Source organism: Streptomyces sp. NBC_00076 (assembly GCF_045041235.1).
GTDB lineage: Bacteria > Actinomycetota > Actinomycetes > Streptomycetales > Streptomycetaceae > Streptomyces.
Genome location: NZ_CP108242.1, coordinates 9,500,609 through 9,516,057, shown reverse-complemented (window position 1 = coordinate 9,516,057; position 15,449 = coordinate 9,500,609). Strand labels below are relative to the sequence as shown.

Genomic DNA, 15,449 nt, shown 5'->3' with positions numbered 1-15,449 from the left:
CCCATGACGAACGGTTGGCCGCGTGCCGGGCTCCGGCGCGGCTGCATCGAACTGCGGCACCTCCTGCGCAACGGCAAGGAGATGTCGGGCCACCTGACCAATGTGGTCGTCGCGCTGCTCATCGCCGCGTACGTCAGCGACGACGTGCCCGGTACCCGGACTCCCATGGCTCATCTGGTGCTGGCGGGCTTCGCCGCCTACCTGCTGTTCCAGATCGGGCTGGTCAACTTCCCGCAGATACTCGTGACCGAGCGGGAGGAGGGCGCCCTGCTGCGGCTGCGCGCCACCCCTGGTGGGATACCGGCCTACCTCGTCGCCAAGTGTCTGCTGGTGGTCGTCACGGCGGTCGCCACCCTGGCCCTGCTCCTGGCGGCCGCGGCGCTGCTGGCGGACGGGCCACTGCCGCGCGGGCCGGGCGATTGGCTGACCCTGGCATGGGTCACCACGCTCGGACTGCTCGCCGTCGTACCGCTGGGCGCGGCCGTAGGAGCGGTACTGCCCAACCCCCGCGAGGCGCTGGCATTGGTCATGCTGCCGACGATGGGGCTCCTCTTCACCTCCGGAACGGTGTTCCCGATCACCTCGCTGCCCGTTCCGGTCCAGCAGGTGGCCGCGGTCTTCCCGCTCAAGTGGATGGCACAGGGCCTGCGTTCGGCCCTGCTCCCCGACACGGCACGGACCGCCGAGGCGGCCGGCTCCTCGGAACTGCCCATGGTCGCCCTGGTCCTGACCGCCTGGACGGTCCTCGGGTTCCTCCTCGCGGTGCCCCTCCTGCGCCGCGCGGCCCGCCGCGAGTCCGGCTCCCGCCTGTCCGCGCGCCACCGCAAGGCGGCACAGAGCGGCGCGGCGCCCGCGTAGGCGGCCTCGTGACCGCTGGGTGACGGCACGGCCCTGGGTCGAATGCCGAGACGTTCACGTGACAGGCGCAAACCCCGGAATCCTCCAGGACGTACGACCGCTCACCGGAGTACAGCGGGAGACTCGGCCGCTGCGAAGGTCATGACCTACGGCAGTCGCCAGTCGACCGGCTGGGCACCCTGCTTGACGAGCAGGTCGTTGGCCCGGCTGAACGGCCGTGACCCGAAGAAACCACGGTCCGCCGACATCGGTGACGGGTGGGCGGACTCGATCGCCGGAAGATCCCTGAGCAGGGGTCGCAGATTACGCGCGTCACGCCCCCACAGAATCGACACCAGGGGCTTGCCTCGCGCCACAAGCGCCCGGATCGCCTGCTCCGTGACCTCCTCCCACCCCTTCCCCCGGTGCGCGGCAGGCTTGCGGGGCGCCGTCGTCAGCGCCCTGTTCAGCAACAGCACCCCCTGCTGGGTCCACGGCGTCAGATCCCCGTTGGACGGCCTGGACAGCCCCAAGTCCGTATGCAGCTCCCGGAAGATGTTCTCCAGACTCCCCGGCAACGAACGCACCTCCGGCGCCACCGCGAAACTCAGCCCGATGGCCATCCCCGGCGTGGGGTAGGGATCCTGACCGACGATCAGGACGCGAACGTCGTCGAAGGGCTGCTGGAAGGCCCGCAGCACATTCGCTCCGGACGGAAGGTAGGTCCGGCCCGCGGCTATCTCGGCCCGGAGGAAGTCCCCCATCGCGGCGATACGTTCGGCCGCAGGTTCCAGAGCCTTCGCCCAGCCCGCTTCAACAAGTTCATGCAAGGGTCGTGGTGCCACAGCGCGTCACCCTACTGGCACACACCGGGGTCCCGCACAAACGGTGGCCCCCGCACACGGACGGCACACGCGGCGCTACTCTTCCTCCTCATCGAGGTCATCGAGCTGCTCCAGCAGGTCGTGCAGCCAGTCATCAGGACGGAGGGGAGCTGTTGCATCGAGTGATCGACGCCGACTGCGGCTGCTTCGGCTCCCGTCCCTTCAGCCGGGCTGACGACCTGTTGACCGGACAGGGCGGGCAGCCGGTGGACGGGCGCCTGCCGTGACCGGTGCGGGGGACGGTCTCCTTGCCGTCGACTCCGGCGGCTCCGGTCTTCGCGTGGTCGTCGGTACCGCGAGGGAGACCCCGCGGGCGGAACGGGAGTCCCGGGAGCCGGTGCGCACCGGTGCCCGCGGCATCGACCCCGCGCACTTCATGGAGCAACTGGTGCCCCTGGCGCGCGCGTTGATCACCGAGACGGGTGTCGACGGGCTGGATACGGCGGTGATCGGTGCCGCCGGCCTCGCCACCCTGGGCGAGGCACTGCGTGCCGAACTCCCGGGCGCCCTGGCGAAGGAGTTCGGTGTCCGTACGGTCGCGCTCGTGGCCGACGCCGTCACCGCCTACACCGGCGCCCTGGGCGCGCGGCCGGGCGCGGTCGTCGCCGCGGGCACGGGTCTGATCGCGATCGGCACGGACCTGACGTGCTGGCGCCGGGCGGACGGCTGGGGGCACCTCCTCGGCGACTGCGGCGGCGGTGCCTGGATCGGGCGGGCCGGGCTGGAGGCCGCCCTGCGTGCCCACGACGGACGGGAGGACGGCTCCGCGCGGCTGCTGGCCTGCGCCGAGGAGGTGTTCGGCCCGGCCCGGCAACTCCCCGGCAAGCTGTATCCGCGCGCCGACCGGCCCGCCGTGCTCGCCGCCTTCGCGCCCCGGGTGGCCGACTGCGCCGACACCGACGCCGTCGCCGCCGGGATCCTGCGCGCCGCCGCCCGGCACATGGCCGACTCCGCGGCTGCCGTGTGTCCGTCCGACGGCGAACCCCTGGTCGCGCTCACCGGGGGCCTGTCCAAGCTGGGAGACCCATTGGTCGTACCGCTGGCGGAGGAGCTGACGAGGCGGCTGCCGCACGCACGGCAGGTGGTGGCCGAGGGGGATCCGTTGCGGGGCTCGGTCCGTATCGCGACGGCTCTGGCCACCGGTTCGCTCACTCTGCCGGGTGACGAGACGATGCTGTCCGTGGTTACCACGAAGGGCGCAACCGCGGGCGGCATATCCGCTGATCACTTCTGAACCGTACGTAACTCATCCGACAAAACAGGACGGATACCGCGCACCTGCACCCTCCCCGAACAGGGGAGCCCCGGAAACCAGTAACATGCGACGCCATGAGCTCCCCCACTGGACCCGCGTCCGGCCTGCCAGTACGAATGCCGCGACCTCGCCAGCCCGGGCGGCACCGCCGACCCGAGCCTCTGGCGGCTCCCGAGGGCGCCCCCGCGCTTGTTCTCGCGGTTCCGGGCACCCCGGGCATCGCCACGCGCAGTCTCGCCGACGAGGTCGTGAGCATCGCGCGCTCCGAGCTCCCCGGCCTGGATGCCCGGATCGGGTACCTCGACGGGGACGACGCGGAGTTCCCCACGCTGCAGGCCGTGCTGACGCACGCTGCGGAGGAGCGCACCGCGCGGTACGCACAGGCCAAGGCCGCGGGACTGGACGTCAAGGAGCCCGACGGCCCGGTGGCGGTCGTCGTGCCACTGCTGGCCGGTCCGGACAGCGCGCTGCTGCGCCGGGTCCGCCAGGCCGTGATGGAGAGCCGGGTGGCGGCCGACCTGACCGATGTGCTGGGCCCGCACCCGCTGCTCGCCGAGGCGCTGCACGTGCGGCTGTCGGAGTCCGGTCTGGCCCGCGCCGACCGTGCCCGTCTGTTCACCGTGGCGACCGCGGCGGACGGCATCATCCTGGCCTCCGTGGGCGGCGACGAGGCCGTGCAGGCGGCCGGGATCACCGGCATGCTGCTCGCCGCGCGCCTGGCCGTGCCGGTGATGGCGGCGGCCCTCGACCAGGACGGCTCGATCGCGTCCGTCGCCGAGCAGCTCCGTTCCTCGGGCTCGCAGCAGCTGGCGCTCGCGCCGTATCTGATAGGGCCGGAGATCGACCCGGGCCTGATCGAGGAGGCGGCCAGGGAGGTCGGCTGCTCGGCCGCGGAGGCGCTCGGACCCTACCCGGCGATCGGCAAGCTCGCCCTGGCCAAGTACACGACCGCGCTGGGCATCGCCCCGCCGCAGCCTCAGGGCGCGCCGGTCCGCTGAGGCGCACCGCACGACCGTACGGCGAAAGGGCCCGCTTCCCACTGGAGCGGGCCCTTCGCCATGCGGTCGGGGTGAGCGGGTCAGCCGATGACCACGCAGGAGGCGGCGGCCACCTCGACCGCGCCCTCGAAGCGCGGCAGTCCGGTCGTCGGGTCGACGGCGAACCAGGCGACGTCGCCGGAGCGCTCGTTGGCGACGTAGAGGAACCCGCCCCCCTCGGTGAGCGCCCGGGGCCAGTGGCCGCCGCAGGGGACCGTACCGAGCAGCCGTAGCGTCTCGCCCTCGACGGCGAACGTCGACAGGACGTCCTCGCCCCGGGTCGCGGTCCACACGAAGCGCCCATCGGGCGAGGCGACGATCCCCGAGGCATAGGCGTGACCGGCCGGGGTGCCTGGCAGGACCGGTGTCTCGGACAGCGGCTTCAGTGTGCCGTCCGCGGCGTCCCAACGGCAGACGGTGACGGTCGGGGTGAGTTCGTTGACGACGTAGGCGCGCGAGTTGTCCGGGTGGAAGGCCAGATGGCGGGGGCCGGAGCCGGGCCGCAGCGCGGTCTCCCGGTGGAGTACCAGGCCGCCGTCGGTCAGCGTGCACACCCGCACCGAGTCCGTGCCGAGGTCGACGCTGACGATCCAGCGGCCGCTCGGGTCGGGCTGGACCTGGTGGGCGTGCGGGCCTTGCTGGCGGAGCGTGTGCGGGCCCGAACCGGTGTGCCGGAACACTCCTGACGGGGCGGGCGCGAGGGTGCCGTCGGGACGGAGGGGGACGGCGGTGACGCTGCCTGAGCCGTAGTTGGCGGTGAGGACGTGACCGGCGTGGACGCCGAGGTGGGTGGGGCCGTTCCCGTCGATCGGCACCCGCGGGCCGGCCGGCTCGAGTTTGTCACCGTTCACCCTGTAAGCGGCCACCGCGCCCTCGGCGGTCTCACTCACCGCGTAGAGCGTGCCCCCGCCTGGGGCGAGGGCCAGATAGGACGGGTCGAGCAGGCCGTCCAGGCTGCTCAGGAGAGTCAACGCGCCGCTGTCCTCGGCCACGGCCGCCGTCACGATGCCCGGGCCTCCGGCCGCCGTGAAGGACCCGATGAAGGCCCGCCGTCCCCGCCTGTCGCCGTGTGCCACCGCGGTCCCCTCTCGGTCCTGTGCCGTGGGGCGACGGTAGCAGCCGATCACATGAGGTCTAGACCAGGGGGCGGTTTGCCGGACGGCACCCTAGTCAAGATCCTCAACGAGCGGCTATGAGCCGTCCGGCAGAGAGCGCTGGACCGTAGGCCGACGCTCTTCCTCCCGTTCAGGAACGAACAAGCGGAGGACGAGGAGACGACCCAAGCGGCATCGCCAGCTCCGACAGTGCCTTCTCCAAGCCTCGCAGGTGCACGAGGGCCGACTCCGTCTCGTCCTGCTGAGGCAACTCGCCGCGAGTGGACGCCACTCGCCTGCGCCCCAGGTCGCTGACAGTGAGTGCTTCCACCGCTGCCTCGACCCGCCAGCAGGCAGCGGCCAGACGAGCGTCGTGCGACGCGACAGGATCGGCGGCAACGGACATCAGACCCCGAACTTCGCGAGCGCAGTCGTCAAGCAGCTCAATGACCTGGCGGGCACGGGCTTTCCGAGCACGGAAGGGAGTCAAAGGGTGCATCAACGGGGCAAGTGCCATCCGTACCCGGCCGAGCAGCAGGTCCAGTTCGGCGGCGTGCGGGGCAGGGTCGCCCTTCGGGTCTCCAGCGAGGCGAGCGGTCGCTTCGGCGGTGGCCGCGTGGACGCTGTGCAGTGTCCGCTGGATCCAGGCATCGTTCGTGGCGTGCGTGGTGACCGGCAGGACGAGGGCCACGGCCAGCGCGGCACACAGCGCGCCCACACCGGTCTCTGCAAGACGGAGCCCGAGCAAGCTGGGGTCCAGCACGCCCAGCAGGCCATATAGCAAGCTGACCATGACCGTCACTGCCAGCATCATCCAGGAATACGAGACGGCGGCGGTGTAGAAGATGCCGAAGACACAGACGGCAACCAGGGCGGCCGTCGGCGCGGGCGCGCCGTGCAGCGGGATGGCGACCAGCAGGCCGACGGCGATACCGATCACGGTTCCGAAGACCCGGCGGAAACCGCGGACCAGGGTTTCGCCGCGAGAAGCCGTGTTGACGAAGATCCACCAGACAGTACCGACAGCCCAGTACCAGCGCTCTTCGGAGAGCAGCTGCCCGACCAGAAGCGCGAGAGTCGAGGCAGCAGTGGCCTGGAAGGCTTGCCGGGTGGTGGCCCGCGCCAGTCCGATGCCGGGCAAGGCCGGCGGGGCTGCCGCGGGTGGGGTGTGACGCTCGATGGGCCAGAGCACGAAGCGCGTGGCGCCCGCCGCGAAGAGGGCAAGGCCCACGGCGGTGTACAGCTCGGGCAGCTGAGTGGGAACCGCGTGCAGGAACTGCGCGACGAAGAAGTTCATGAACGCGAAGATCCCGAGCGCGTGCCCCCGCGGGCCCCAGCGGCGGGCATAGACGCCACAGAAGACGACGGCCAAAAACGCGGCGTCACGGGCCGGGGTGATGCCGCGCAGTGTGGTGGCAAGCGCCAGCACGGGGAATCCGGCAATGGGAAGCAGGGCGGCGGTGATCCGCTGGTCACGGACCGTCGCATCGGTGACCGTGAAGAGGGCAAGCAGTGCCGCGAGCCCTCCGGTGATCGATGCGGTGAACGAGAGCCCGCAGAGTTCGGAAACGGCGACGGCGGCAGCGACACCGATAACAGCGCGGGTCGCGTTCCACAGCCTCAAGCGCCCCGGGTCCGGAGCCACGAACATCCTCTTCACGGCGGTGCGCCGTCCCCCTCACGTGGGTACGCGTCCTGCCCACGGTCGTCCCGAGTGGCGGACAACAAGCAGGCACGAAGAAGGCACCGCGGTCCGGACCCGGCCTCGTCGCCGTCCGGCGCTACGCGGCGCCGCAAATACATGGATATGGATAGGGCAAAGATAACCACCTCGTGGCCTAATGGCTCAACTGTCGTCCCGTCGACTGTGCCAATGGCACAACTGATCAGCCCAGAGGTCGACCGATGGCAGGCCAATGGACCAGGCTTGCCCCAGGCCTGGGCAGCACGACTCCGTGTGCGATCTGAGCGCGACGCGCCCACGCTGGGCGCCACGTGGGTGGAGGCGCTCACGGGACTGCGGATGAAGCAGTCCGAGCGGTTGCTGAAAGTAGTGCGGGAGCGGGGTGGGGACGGGCCGCGGATCGGGCGTCCGTGGTGTCTGCCGCTTGCCGACCGGCCTTCTGCAACACGCTTTAGCCGCTGGCCGGGGTCCGGCTGGACCAACCTGATCCTGGGCCCAGGCCACCGCTTCAAGGTGTGTGACTCCTTCCTGACCAACTTCCACATGCCGCAGAGTTCCGAACTGCGTCTCACCTCCGCCTTCACCGGGGCGCCGGAACTACTGCGGGTGTACCGGGAGGAAGTCCTGCCGAACGGCTACCTCTTCAATGAGTTCGGCGACTCGATGCTGATCGTCTGAGGAGGACGGAAAATGCAGCGCCCCACCGATATTGAGCCCACAGGTAGTGAGCCCACCGATATCGAGAAGGATTTCGAGAAGATCCTCCAGACCAACCTCGGCCTCCCCGCCGACCGGTCCCTGGACCACGACACACCCCTCGCGGACTACGGCCTGGACTCGCTCACGGCGGTCAACATAGTGGTCGACCTCGAGCAGCGGTTCGCCGTCACCTTCCCCGACGACAGGATCATGTTCGCCATGTTCCATTCCGCCCGCACCCTGTGGAACGCCCTGTCGGAGCTGATCGCGTGAACACCCGCTGGAAGAGCCTGCCCAGTGACGTCGTCCCGGACGTGGCCGTCGCCGAGCCGCTCTCCGGCGGCGCGGTGAACGACGTCTGGCGGCTGACCCTCGCCGACGGAAGGGCGTACGTCCTCAAGGGATCCGTCGACGCTCCGCCGGACCTGTTCCCGCTGGAGGCGGCCGGACTCAGGGCGCTCCATGAACGCGCGGGCATCCGTACTCCCCAGGTGTTCGAGGTGAGTGCGCACCACCTCCTCATGGAGGCCCTGCACCCCCGGCCCGACACCGACGAGTTCTGAGAGGCCGCGGGCCGGACCTTCGCCACCCTGCACACGGTGCGCGGCGACCGGTTCGGCTGGGACACCGACGGATGGCTCGGCCTGCTTCCCCAGGTCAACGGCTGGGCCGACGACGGCCACGAGTTCTTCGCCGAGCACCGAATCCGCCGTTACCTGCGCGAGCCCAAGGTCCGCCGCGCCCTCGAACCGGCCGACCTGGCGGGGCTGGAGCGGATCTGCGAACGCCTTCCGCAGCTCGTCCCGATGTCTCCCGGCGTGCTCAACCACGGAGACCTCTGGCGCGCGAACATCGTCGCGGACCCGGCCGGCGAACCCGTGTTCCTCGACCCGGCGGTGTGCTGGATGTGGGCCGAGTCCGACCTCAGCATGATGTACTGCTGCGATCCTCCGCCGGACCGCTTCTTCCGCGCCTACGAGGAGATCTCCTCCCTGCCCGACGGCTGGCGCGACCGCATGCCGCTGCTGCACCTGCGTGAACACCTCAGTGTGCTGGCCCACTTCGGGACCTACGGCGACACCGTGGCGCGGGTCCGGGACGTCGTCCGTACGTTCTCCTGACTCCGGGGAGCCCGCCGTGCCCTGCCTGAAGACCATCGTCCAGCGGGAGTACACCTGCTACCTCTTCGGTGCCCTCCCGCTGTGCGTGGCCCTGGCCCACGAGGACACCTTCCCCTGGTACCTGGAGCGTTACGTCCAGCTCCACTCGGATCACTCCCCGAGCAGCGGCGAGCAACCGCACCTCGACTTCGCCGATTCCTTCGGCTATCCGGAGGTCCTGGAGTGCCGGACCCTCGACTGGGCCGCCGTCTCTGCAGCGGGACCGTCGGTCATCGACCTGATCCGTGACCGGATCTCCGCCGGCCACCACTGCACCGTCTTCGTCGACGACGACCATCTGCGCGGCCGGCCATTCGTCCGGCTCCACGAGTACCTCGTATTCGGATACGACGACCGGAGACGGGAGGTCGACGTGGTGGGGTTCGGCGGCAGACCCCGCGTCTTCCGCGAACTCCGCATCTCCTACGACGACTTCGCCAGGGCCTTCCGCCAGGCGAAGGGGGCCGCCCACGAGGGGCGTTCGGAAGTCCGCAGCCCCCTCCAGCTTCTGAGGCCCCGCCCGATCCCGCACCGCTTCAGCCCTGCCCGCCTGGCCCGCGCCCTCCAGGACTACCTCGCCGGCACGCCCCGTGAGACCCAGGACACCGGAACCTGGTGGTCTGCTCCCACCGTGCGGGCACCGGTCCCGGCCGATCTCGAAAACAAGGACGGGGTGAAGACGTACGACCATCTCGTCCTCCACCTCGCCCAGGTGAAGGACGGGACGGCGGGTCTGGACTACCGCATGTTGCATCTGCTCTCCGAACACAAGGGAATGGTCCTGCGTCGCCTCACCTACCTGGCCGACGCCTGCGCCCTGCACGAGCCGCTGGCCGGCACTCTCAACGCCTACCGCGAACTGGACTGTCAGGTAAGGGAGTTCAGTCTCCGCATGCTGTTTCTCCCACCCGAACCCAAACGGGTCGCCGATGAGGCCGCACGTGGCCTGGAGTTCCTGACCCGGGTGCGAGAGACCGAGACCCGGCTGCTGGAGGACGTGGTACGGATCATCGAGGTCGGGTGATCGGCCTGGCCGGCGTGCACTTTTCAAGCCCGACAGCAGCACGCAGTTGCCGGACGGCACCTGATCCGTCGCCCTGTCATCCCTGGCTGAATGTGTGCGGTGACTGCTGCGCACGAACGTGCCCCAGCTGCCTGCCTGCCTTCCGGAGCGCCGTCTCGGTAGCGACCGGACCCGGCGGAAGCCGCACTCAGCGTCCCTCGTGACCCTTGGGCCCTTCGGCCCCCCCGGCATGAGAAAGGCGCCCGCGAGATCCGCAGCGCCATCGACCGGCCAATCAGAGCACTATGGACCCTGCTGGCTCAAGTGACGTCTGAAATGCTGGACCATTGGCACAGTCCCATTGATTCCGGCGCGTCCACCGACGAGCCAACGGACCAGGCGAGCCGAATACACCAGGCAAGGCCAAGGAAATGGCAGGCCGCCCGACGAACCGGGCGAGCCACGAACCAAGCACAAGGAGGCGGACAGCATGTCCGTGGACGAGCTCGACACCCGGATTCTGCGGCTGCTGCTGGAGCAGCCCCGGACGAGCGTGCGCGAGTACGCCCGTGTCCTCGGGATCGCCCGCGGCACCCTGCAGGCCCGCCTCGACCGGCTGGAGCGGGACGGGGTGGTCACCGGCACGGGCCCGTCCCTCTCCCCCGCCGCGCTCGGCCACCCCGTCCTGGCGTTCGTGCACATCGAGGTCACCCAGGGACATCTGGACGACGTGGGCGACGCGCTGGCCGCCGTACCGGAGATCGTCGAGGCCTTCTCGATCACGGGTGGCGGTGATCTGCTGACGCGGGTCGTGGCGCGCGACAACGCGCAGTTGGAGGACGTGATCCAGAAGTTGATCAGCCTTCCGGGAGTCGTCCGCACCCGCACCGAGGTGGCCCTGCGCGAGCGCGTCCCGTACCGGCTGCTGCCCCTGGTGGAGTCGATCGGGCGAGCAGCTCGGAAATGACCTTTGACATCCTGGCGTCATGAGCAATCTCGGCAACACCGCGGTCATCTTCGATCTCGACGGAACGCTCGTGGACAGCGAGCCGAACTACTACGAAGCGGGCCGGCAGGTTCTCTCCGCCTACGGCGTCACGGACTACACCTGGTCGGACCACGAGCGGTTCGTCGGCATCAGCACGCTGGAGACAGTCGCCGTCTGGAAGGACCGGTACGGTCTGCGAGCCTCCGCCGACGAGCTCTTCGCCGCCAAGAACCGGCTGTATCTGGAGCTGGCCCGCGCCTCCACGCGCGTGTACCCCGAGATGGCCACGTTCGTGGAGTTGCTGGCGTCGGACGGCGTCCCGATGGCCGTGGCCTCGGGTTCGTCTCCCGAGGCCATCGAAGCGGTCCTGGCCGGCACGGGCCTGGACGCGCATCTGCGCACCGCCGTGTCTGCCGACGAGGTCGCCCGGGGCAAGCCCGCGCCGGACGTGTTCCTGGAGGCGGCCCGCCGGCTCGACGCGGCCCCGGCCCGCTGCGTGGTGCTGGAGGACGCGGCCCCGGGCACCCTGGCGGCGCACGCGGCCGGGATGCGCTGCGTCGCCGTGCCGTACATCGCGGCCCAGGCCGGCGCCCCGGAGTTCGCCACCGCGGATCTGCTCCTGCCCGGCGGGCAGGCCGAGTTCACCGCGCGGACGGCGTACGACTGGCTGGTGCGCACGGCGTCGGCGGCCTGACCGCCAAGCACGCGGTGAACGGCCGGAACTGGACACTCCCGCCCCGTTGACGCTCTCCCGTCCCCTCCCTATCGTCTGGTCGATCATCCGCACGTCGTTCGTTATCTCGAACGATCTCGGTACCCGTGAACACCCGTGGAAACATGGACTCGTGGAGGCGTACACATGGCACCGCCCTTCTCCAGACGGAACCTTCTCCAGGCGGCGGCGATCGCCGCGGTGACGCCCGCGATCTCGTATGCGGCGAGCGGCCGGGCCGTCGCCGCGGCTTCGGAGGCACCATCCGTGTGGACCGTACAGCCGTTCGCGCTCGATGAAGTGACGCTCGGTCAGGGGCTGTTCGCCGACAAACGGAAGCTGATGCTCGACCATGCGCGCGGCTACGACGTGAACCGACTCGTGCAGGCGTTCCGCGCCAACGCCGGTCTCTCCACCGGCGGAGCGATCGCGCCTGGCGGCTGGGAGGGGCTGGACGGCGAGGCCAACGGCAACCTCCGCGGGCACTACACCGGTCACTTCCTCACCATGCTGTCGCAGGCGTACGCCGGCACCGGCGAGCAGGTCTTCATCGACAAGACCCGCACCGTCGTCGAGGCGCTCACCGAGGTGCGCGAGGCACTGCGCCACGAGCCGCGCGTGCTCAGCGGCCCGGGGAGGTTCGGGACGGCGGCGGAGCAGGTCCGCGGCTCCTACCAGTACGTCGACCTCCCCTCCGGTGTGCTCGGCGGCGCCTCGACCCTCACCCTGTCCGTCTGGGTGAGGCCCACGCACGCCGCCGACTGGGCCCGGGTGTTCGACTTCGGCGACGGCACCACCCGCTACCTGTACCTGGCCGCGCGCAACGCGAACGGCGTGCCGCGCTTCGCCATCACCACCGGCGGCGGCGCCGGCGAGCAGGGCCTCGACGGCACGGCCCCGCTGCCGCTGAACCGGTGGAGCCATCTGGCGGTGACGCTCGCGGGCGGCACGGGCACCCTGTACGTCGACGGCACCGCCGTCGCGCGGAACACGTCCATGTCTGTCACCCCGGCGGCCCTCGGCGCCCTCACCAACAACTGGCTCGGCCGCTCCAACTACCCCGCCGACCCCGTCTTCGCGGGCGCATTCGACGAGTTCAACGTCTGGTCGCGTGCCCTCACCGCCGCGGAGATCGGCGGCCTGCAGGACAGCCGGGCCGCCGACGTCCCGACGGGCCCGGGCGACCTCGCGTCGTACGCCTTCGACGAGACCGAGGGGTCGACCTTCGCGGATGCCTCCGGCAGAGACCTCACCGCCACCCTGCGCCGCACCTGGGGCGCGCCCAGCCATCCCGGGTTCCTCGCGGCGTACCCGGAGACGCAGTTCATCCAGCTGGAGTCGATGACCGGCCCCGACTACACCAAGGTGTGGGCGCCCTACTACACCGCGCACAAGATCCTGCGAGGTCTGCTCGACGCGCACACCGCCACCGACGACGCCCGGGCCCTCGACCTGGCGTCGGGCATGTGCGACTGGATGTACTCCCGGCTGTCGAAGCTGCCCGCCACCACCCTGCAGCGCATGTGGGGCATCTTCTCCAGCGGCGAGTTCGGTGGCATCGTCGAGGCCGTCTGCGATCTGCACGCGCTGTCCGGCAAGGCCGAACACCTCGCGCTGGCCCGGCTGTTCGACCTCGACAAGCTGATCGACGCGTGCGCGGCGAACACCGACATCCTCGACGGTCTGCACGCCAACCAGCACATCCCGATCTTCACCGGGCTGGTCCGGCTGTACGACGCGACGGGCGAGGAGCGCTATCTCACCGCAGCGAAGAACTTCTGGGGCATGGTCGTACCGGGCCGCATGTACGGCATCGGCGGCACCAGCACGACGGAGTTCTGGAAGGCCTCCGGGGTGATCGCGGGGACGATCAACTCGGCGACCGCCGAGACCTGTTGCGCGTACAACATGCTGAAGCTCAGCCGGATGCTGTTCTTCCACGAGCAGTCCCCTAAGTACATGGACTACTACGAGCGGGCGCTCTACAACCAGGTGCTCGGCTCCAAGCAGGACAAGGCGGACGCGGAGAAGCCGCTCGTCACGTACTTCATCGGCCTGACGCCCGGTCATGTCCGGGACTACACACCCAAGCAGGGCACCACCTGCTGCGAGGGCACCGGCATGGAGAGCGCCACGAAGTACCAGGACTCGGTGTACTTCAGGACGGCCGACGGCAGCGCCCTGTACGTCAACTTGTACAGCCCGTCCGAACTGACCTGGGCGGAGAAGGGCGTCACGGTCACCCAGACCACCGACTACCCGAGGGAGCAGGGCAGCACCCTCACCATCGGGGGCAGCCGCGCGGCCTTCGCGTTGCGGCTGCGGGTGCCGTCCTGGGCGACCGCCGGATTCTTGGTGACGGTCAACGGGCGTGCGGTGCCCGGCACTCCGACGCCGGGCAGCTACTTCACCGTCTCCCGGACGTGGCGTCCCGGTGACACCGTACGCGTCGCCATGCCCTTCCGGCTGCGCGTGGAGAAGGCCCTCGACGACCCCTCGCTGCAGACCCTGTTCTACGGGCCGGTCAACCTCGTCGCCCGCGACTCGGCGACGGACCACCTGCGGTTCGGCCTGTACCGCAACGCCGGCCTCTCCGGCGACCTGTTGCCCTCCCTGACCCCGGTGAGCGGCGAACCGCTCCACCACACCCTCGACGGCACGGAGTTCGCGCCGTTCTTCGAGGGGACCGAGGATCCCACCCACGCCTACTTCCGCCGGTCCGAACCGCGGATCGTCTTCGGCGCGACCGACTCCGGTGTGGCCAACCCCACGAAGACCGACGGGACGACCCTGCTCGACGAGGTCTGGGCCGCCGCGCCGTTCCGGAACAAGGACGCGCTGGTCTCGCGGGTACGGACCACGGTGGACTCGTGGGTGTCCGCCGGGCTGCTGGGGCGGGCCGACGGCGACCAGGTGGTGCGGACGGCACGGAAGGCGTCCTACGCGCGCTGATCCGCACGGCTGTTGTGCAGGACCCCGGTGCGGTGGCCCTTCGTCGGCCCGGCACCGAGTGTCCTGCGCTCCCCCACGACCATGATGCTCGACCGGACGGCGGCACGCATTGCCGCATTCCGGGAACGTTGACCACACTCACGGTGCCGGACGGCTGCGGGATCGGCCGGGTAGGAGGTCCGAGGGCGGGCGCTCACGCGCATCCGCCGACCATCACATCCGCGGACTGTCACATCCGGAGACCGACACGTCAGCGGACCATTTCACCGCGGTGTTCCGGCACCTACGACCGGCGGCGTGGCTTGCCCCGTCGGGTGCCCTTCGGGGCGCCGGCGGAGCCGGAACGTCCGCCACCGGTGCGGCCCGTACCGCCCCGGGCGCCCGCGGAGCCCCCCGCGCCGCCCCGGGAGCTCTGCCCGGCGGACTTGCGGGACGAGGCCGTTCCCTTCTCGGCGCGCTTGCGCTCGGCGCCTGATTCGCTCGCGGACTTGGCGCGGCCCCGGGTGCTGTTCGGGGTACGGCCCCGGACGATGCCGATGAGGTCCTCGACCTGGTCGGTGGTCGCGTCCTCGGGCCAGGAGAGGGCGACCTCGGACTGAGGGGCGTCGACGACCGGGCGGTAGGTGAGATCGCGACGGTGGTGCAGACGGGCCACGGACTGGGGGACGACAAGGACGCCGATGCCCGCCGCTACGAGCTCGACGGCGTCGGCCGTGGTGGCCGGCCGCTCGAAGGCGGGCTCCCCCGGCGGTCGCTCCCAGTCCAGGACGTCGTCCAGAGGGTGCAGCACGGTCTCCTCGGCGAGATCCGCGCACGACACCTCGTCCACCGCCGTCATGACATGGTCCTTGGGGACCACGACGACCGTCGTCTCGGTGTACAGAGGGATCGCGCTGAAGACCGTACGGTCGACGGGGAGCCGTACGAACGCCGCGTCCGCGCCGCCGTCGCGCAAGACACTGGGTGCCTCGGCGTCCGGGACCGCGACGAGCTCCAGGGGGGTGCCGGGCAACCGCTCGTTCCAGATCCGCGCCCACTTGCCGGGGGTCACCCCGGGGACGTACGCGAGCCGGAACGAAGGGGATGCCGCAGAGCCTGTCACCTCGCCAGGCTACCCGTCGTGGTCGGAGGCCTCGCGCGCGGT

At 70.5% G+C, this 15,449-nt stretch carries 13 protein-coding genes and 3 pseudogenes; 12 read left to right on the top strand and 4 right to left on the bottom strand.

The annotated features are described in order from the left end of the window. Positions 1–3 precede the first annotated feature (3 nt). Positions 4–858 (top strand): ABC transporter permease, encoded by an 855-nt coding sequence (locus OHA64_RS42630; RefSeq protein ID WP_405622560.1) that lies wholly within the window; start codon positions 4–6, stop codon positions 856–858. A 146-nt stretch (positions 859–1,004) separates the two neighbouring features. On the opposite strand, the gene OHA64_RS42625 is transcribed toward OHA64_RS42630, so the two are convergent. Further along, positions 1,005–1,682, bottom strand: a complete 678-nt coding sequence (locus tag OHA64_RS42625; protein WP_405622559.1) for a uracil-DNA glycosylase — start codon at positions 1,680–1,682, stop codon at positions 1,005–1,007. Positions 1,683–1,846: 164 nt separating this feature from the next. Between OHA64_RS42625 and OHA64_RS42620 the strand changes: the two are divergent. The 3 genes and pseudogenes from OHA64_RS42620 to OHA64_RS42610 all read left to right on the top strand — a co-directional run. Then, positions 1,847–1,948: pseudogene (locus OHA64_RS42620) on the top strand (uracil-DNA glycosylase); the annotation flags it as partial. Further along, positions 1,945–2,955: an N-acetylglucosamine kinase gene (locus OHA64_RS42615; protein WP_405622558.1), complete on the top strand. Its 1,011-nt coding sequence runs from the start codon at positions 1,945–1,947 to the stop codon at positions 2,953–2,955. The pseudogene OHA64_RS42620 and the gene OHA64_RS42615, both read left to right, overlap by 4 nt. Before the next feature lie 95 nt (positions 2,956–3,050). Beyond that, positions 3,051–3,974, top strand: a complete 924-nt coding sequence (locus OHA64_RS42610) for a sirohydrochlorin chelatase (RefSeq protein ID WP_405622557.1) — start codon at positions 3,051–3,053, stop codon at positions 3,972–3,974. An 80-nt stretch (positions 3,975–4,054) separates the two neighbouring features. Here the strand turns inward: OHA64_RS42610 and OHA64_RS42605 are convergent, their stop codons facing one another. Both OHA64_RS42605 and OHA64_RS42600 read right to left on the bottom strand, forming a co-directional pair. After that, the gene (locus OHA64_RS42605; RefSeq protein ID WP_405622556.1) at positions 4,055–5,089 is read right to left on the bottom strand and encodes a lactonase family protein; all 1,035 of its coding nucleotides are present in this window, start codon (positions 5,087–5,089) and stop codon (positions 4,055–4,057) included. A 169-nt stretch (positions 5,090–5,258) separates the two neighbouring features. Further along, positions 5,259–6,758: an FUSC family protein gene (locus OHA64_RS42600; RefSeq protein WP_405622555.1), complete on the bottom strand. Its 1,500-nt coding sequence runs from the start codon at positions 6,756–6,758 to the stop codon at positions 5,259–5,261. Between the two features lie 372 nt (positions 6,759–7,130). Between OHA64_RS42600 and OHA64_RS42595 the strand changes: the two are divergent. From OHA64_RS42595 to OHA64_RS42560, 8 genes and pseudogenes are all read left to right on the top strand, one after another. Further along, positions 7,131–7,226, top strand: a pseudogene (locus OHA64_RS42595) (IS5/IS1182 family transposase); the annotation flags it as partial. Beyond that, positions 7,209–7,469 carry an S-adenosylmethionine:tRNA ribosyltransferase-isomerase gene (locus tag OHA64_RS42590; RefSeq protein ID WP_405624346.1) on the top strand — a complete coding sequence of 87 codons (261 nt, stop codon included), beginning with the start codon at positions 7,209–7,211 and terminating at the stop codon, positions 7,467–7,469. The pseudogene OHA64_RS42595 and the gene OHA64_RS42590, both read left to right, overlap by 18 nt. 12 nt (positions 7,470–7,481) lie before the next feature. Further along, a complete protein-coding gene (locus OHA64_RS42585; protein WP_405622554.1) occupies positions 7,482–7,763 on the top strand; it encodes an acyl carrier protein in 282 nt (93 codons plus the stop codon). Next, a pseudogene (locus tag OHA64_RS42580) lies at positions 7,733–8,611 on the top strand (fructosamine kinase family protein). The gene OHA64_RS42585 and the pseudogene OHA64_RS42580 overlap by 31 nt, the downstream one beginning before the upstream one ends. A gap of 16 nt (positions 8,612–8,627) precedes the next feature. Then, positions 8,628–9,674, top strand: coding sequence for a hypothetical protein (locus OHA64_RS42575; RefSeq protein WP_405622553.1), 1,047 nt, complete (start codon positions 8,628–8,630; stop codon positions 9,672–9,674). Between the two features lie 469 nt (positions 9,675–10,143). Then, complete coding sequence (locus tag OHA64_RS42570) at positions 10,144–10,620, top strand: Lrp/AsnC family transcriptional regulator (protein ID WP_405622552.1); 477 nt, start codon at positions 10,144–10,146, stop codon at positions 10,618–10,620. A 19-nt stretch (positions 10,621–10,639) separates the two neighbouring features. Then, entirely contained in the window at positions 10,640–11,335 is a 696-nt protein-coding gene (locus OHA64_RS42565) for an HAD family hydrolase (protein ID WP_405622551.1), read from the top strand. 165 nt (positions 11,336–11,500) lie between these two features. After that, a complete protein-coding gene (locus OHA64_RS42560; protein ID WP_405622550.1) occupies positions 11,501–14,305 on the top strand; it encodes a beta-L-arabinofuranosidase domain-containing protein in 2,805 nt (934 codons plus the stop codon). 283 nt (positions 14,306–14,588) lie between these two features. Here OHA64_RS42560 and OHA64_RS42555 read toward each other — a convergent pair whose 3' ends face one another. Then, a complete protein-coding gene (locus tag OHA64_RS42555; protein ID WP_405622549.1) occupies positions 14,589–15,407 on the bottom strand; it encodes a LysR family substrate-binding domain-containing protein in 819 nt (272 codons plus the stop codon). Positions 15,408–15,449 lie beyond the last annotated feature (42 nt).

Bases quoted from the DNA above. Each gene is read 5' to 3' on its own strand.
- OHA64_RS42630 (WP_405622560.1), top strand. From the start codon at position 4: ATGACGAACGGTTGGCCGCGTGCCGGGCTCCGGCGCGGCTGCATCGAA.
- OHA64_RS42610 (WP_405622557.1), top strand. From the start codon at position 3,051: ATGAGCTCCCCCACTGGACCCGCGTCCGGCCTGCCAGTACGAATGCCG.
- OHA64_RS42600 (WP_405622555.1), bottom strand. From the start codon at position 6,758: ATGTTCGTGGCTCCGGACCCGGGGCGCTTGAGGCTGTGGAACGCGACC.
- OHA64_RS42585 (WP_405622554.1), top strand. From the start codon at position 7,482: ATGCAGCGCCCCACCGATATTGAGCCCACAGGTAGTGAGCCCACCGAT.
- OHA64_RS42570 (WP_405622552.1), top strand. From the start codon at position 10,144: ATGTCCGTGGACGAGCTCGACACCCGGATTCTGCGGCTGCTGCTGGAG.
- OHA64_RS42565 (WP_405622551.1), top strand. From the start codon at position 10,640: ATGAGCAATCTCGGCAACACCGCGGTCATCTTCGATCTCGACGGAACG.
- OHA64_RS42560 (WP_405622550.1), top strand. From the start codon at position 11,501: ATGGCACCGCCCTTCTCCAGACGGAACCTTCTCCAGGCGGCGGCGATC.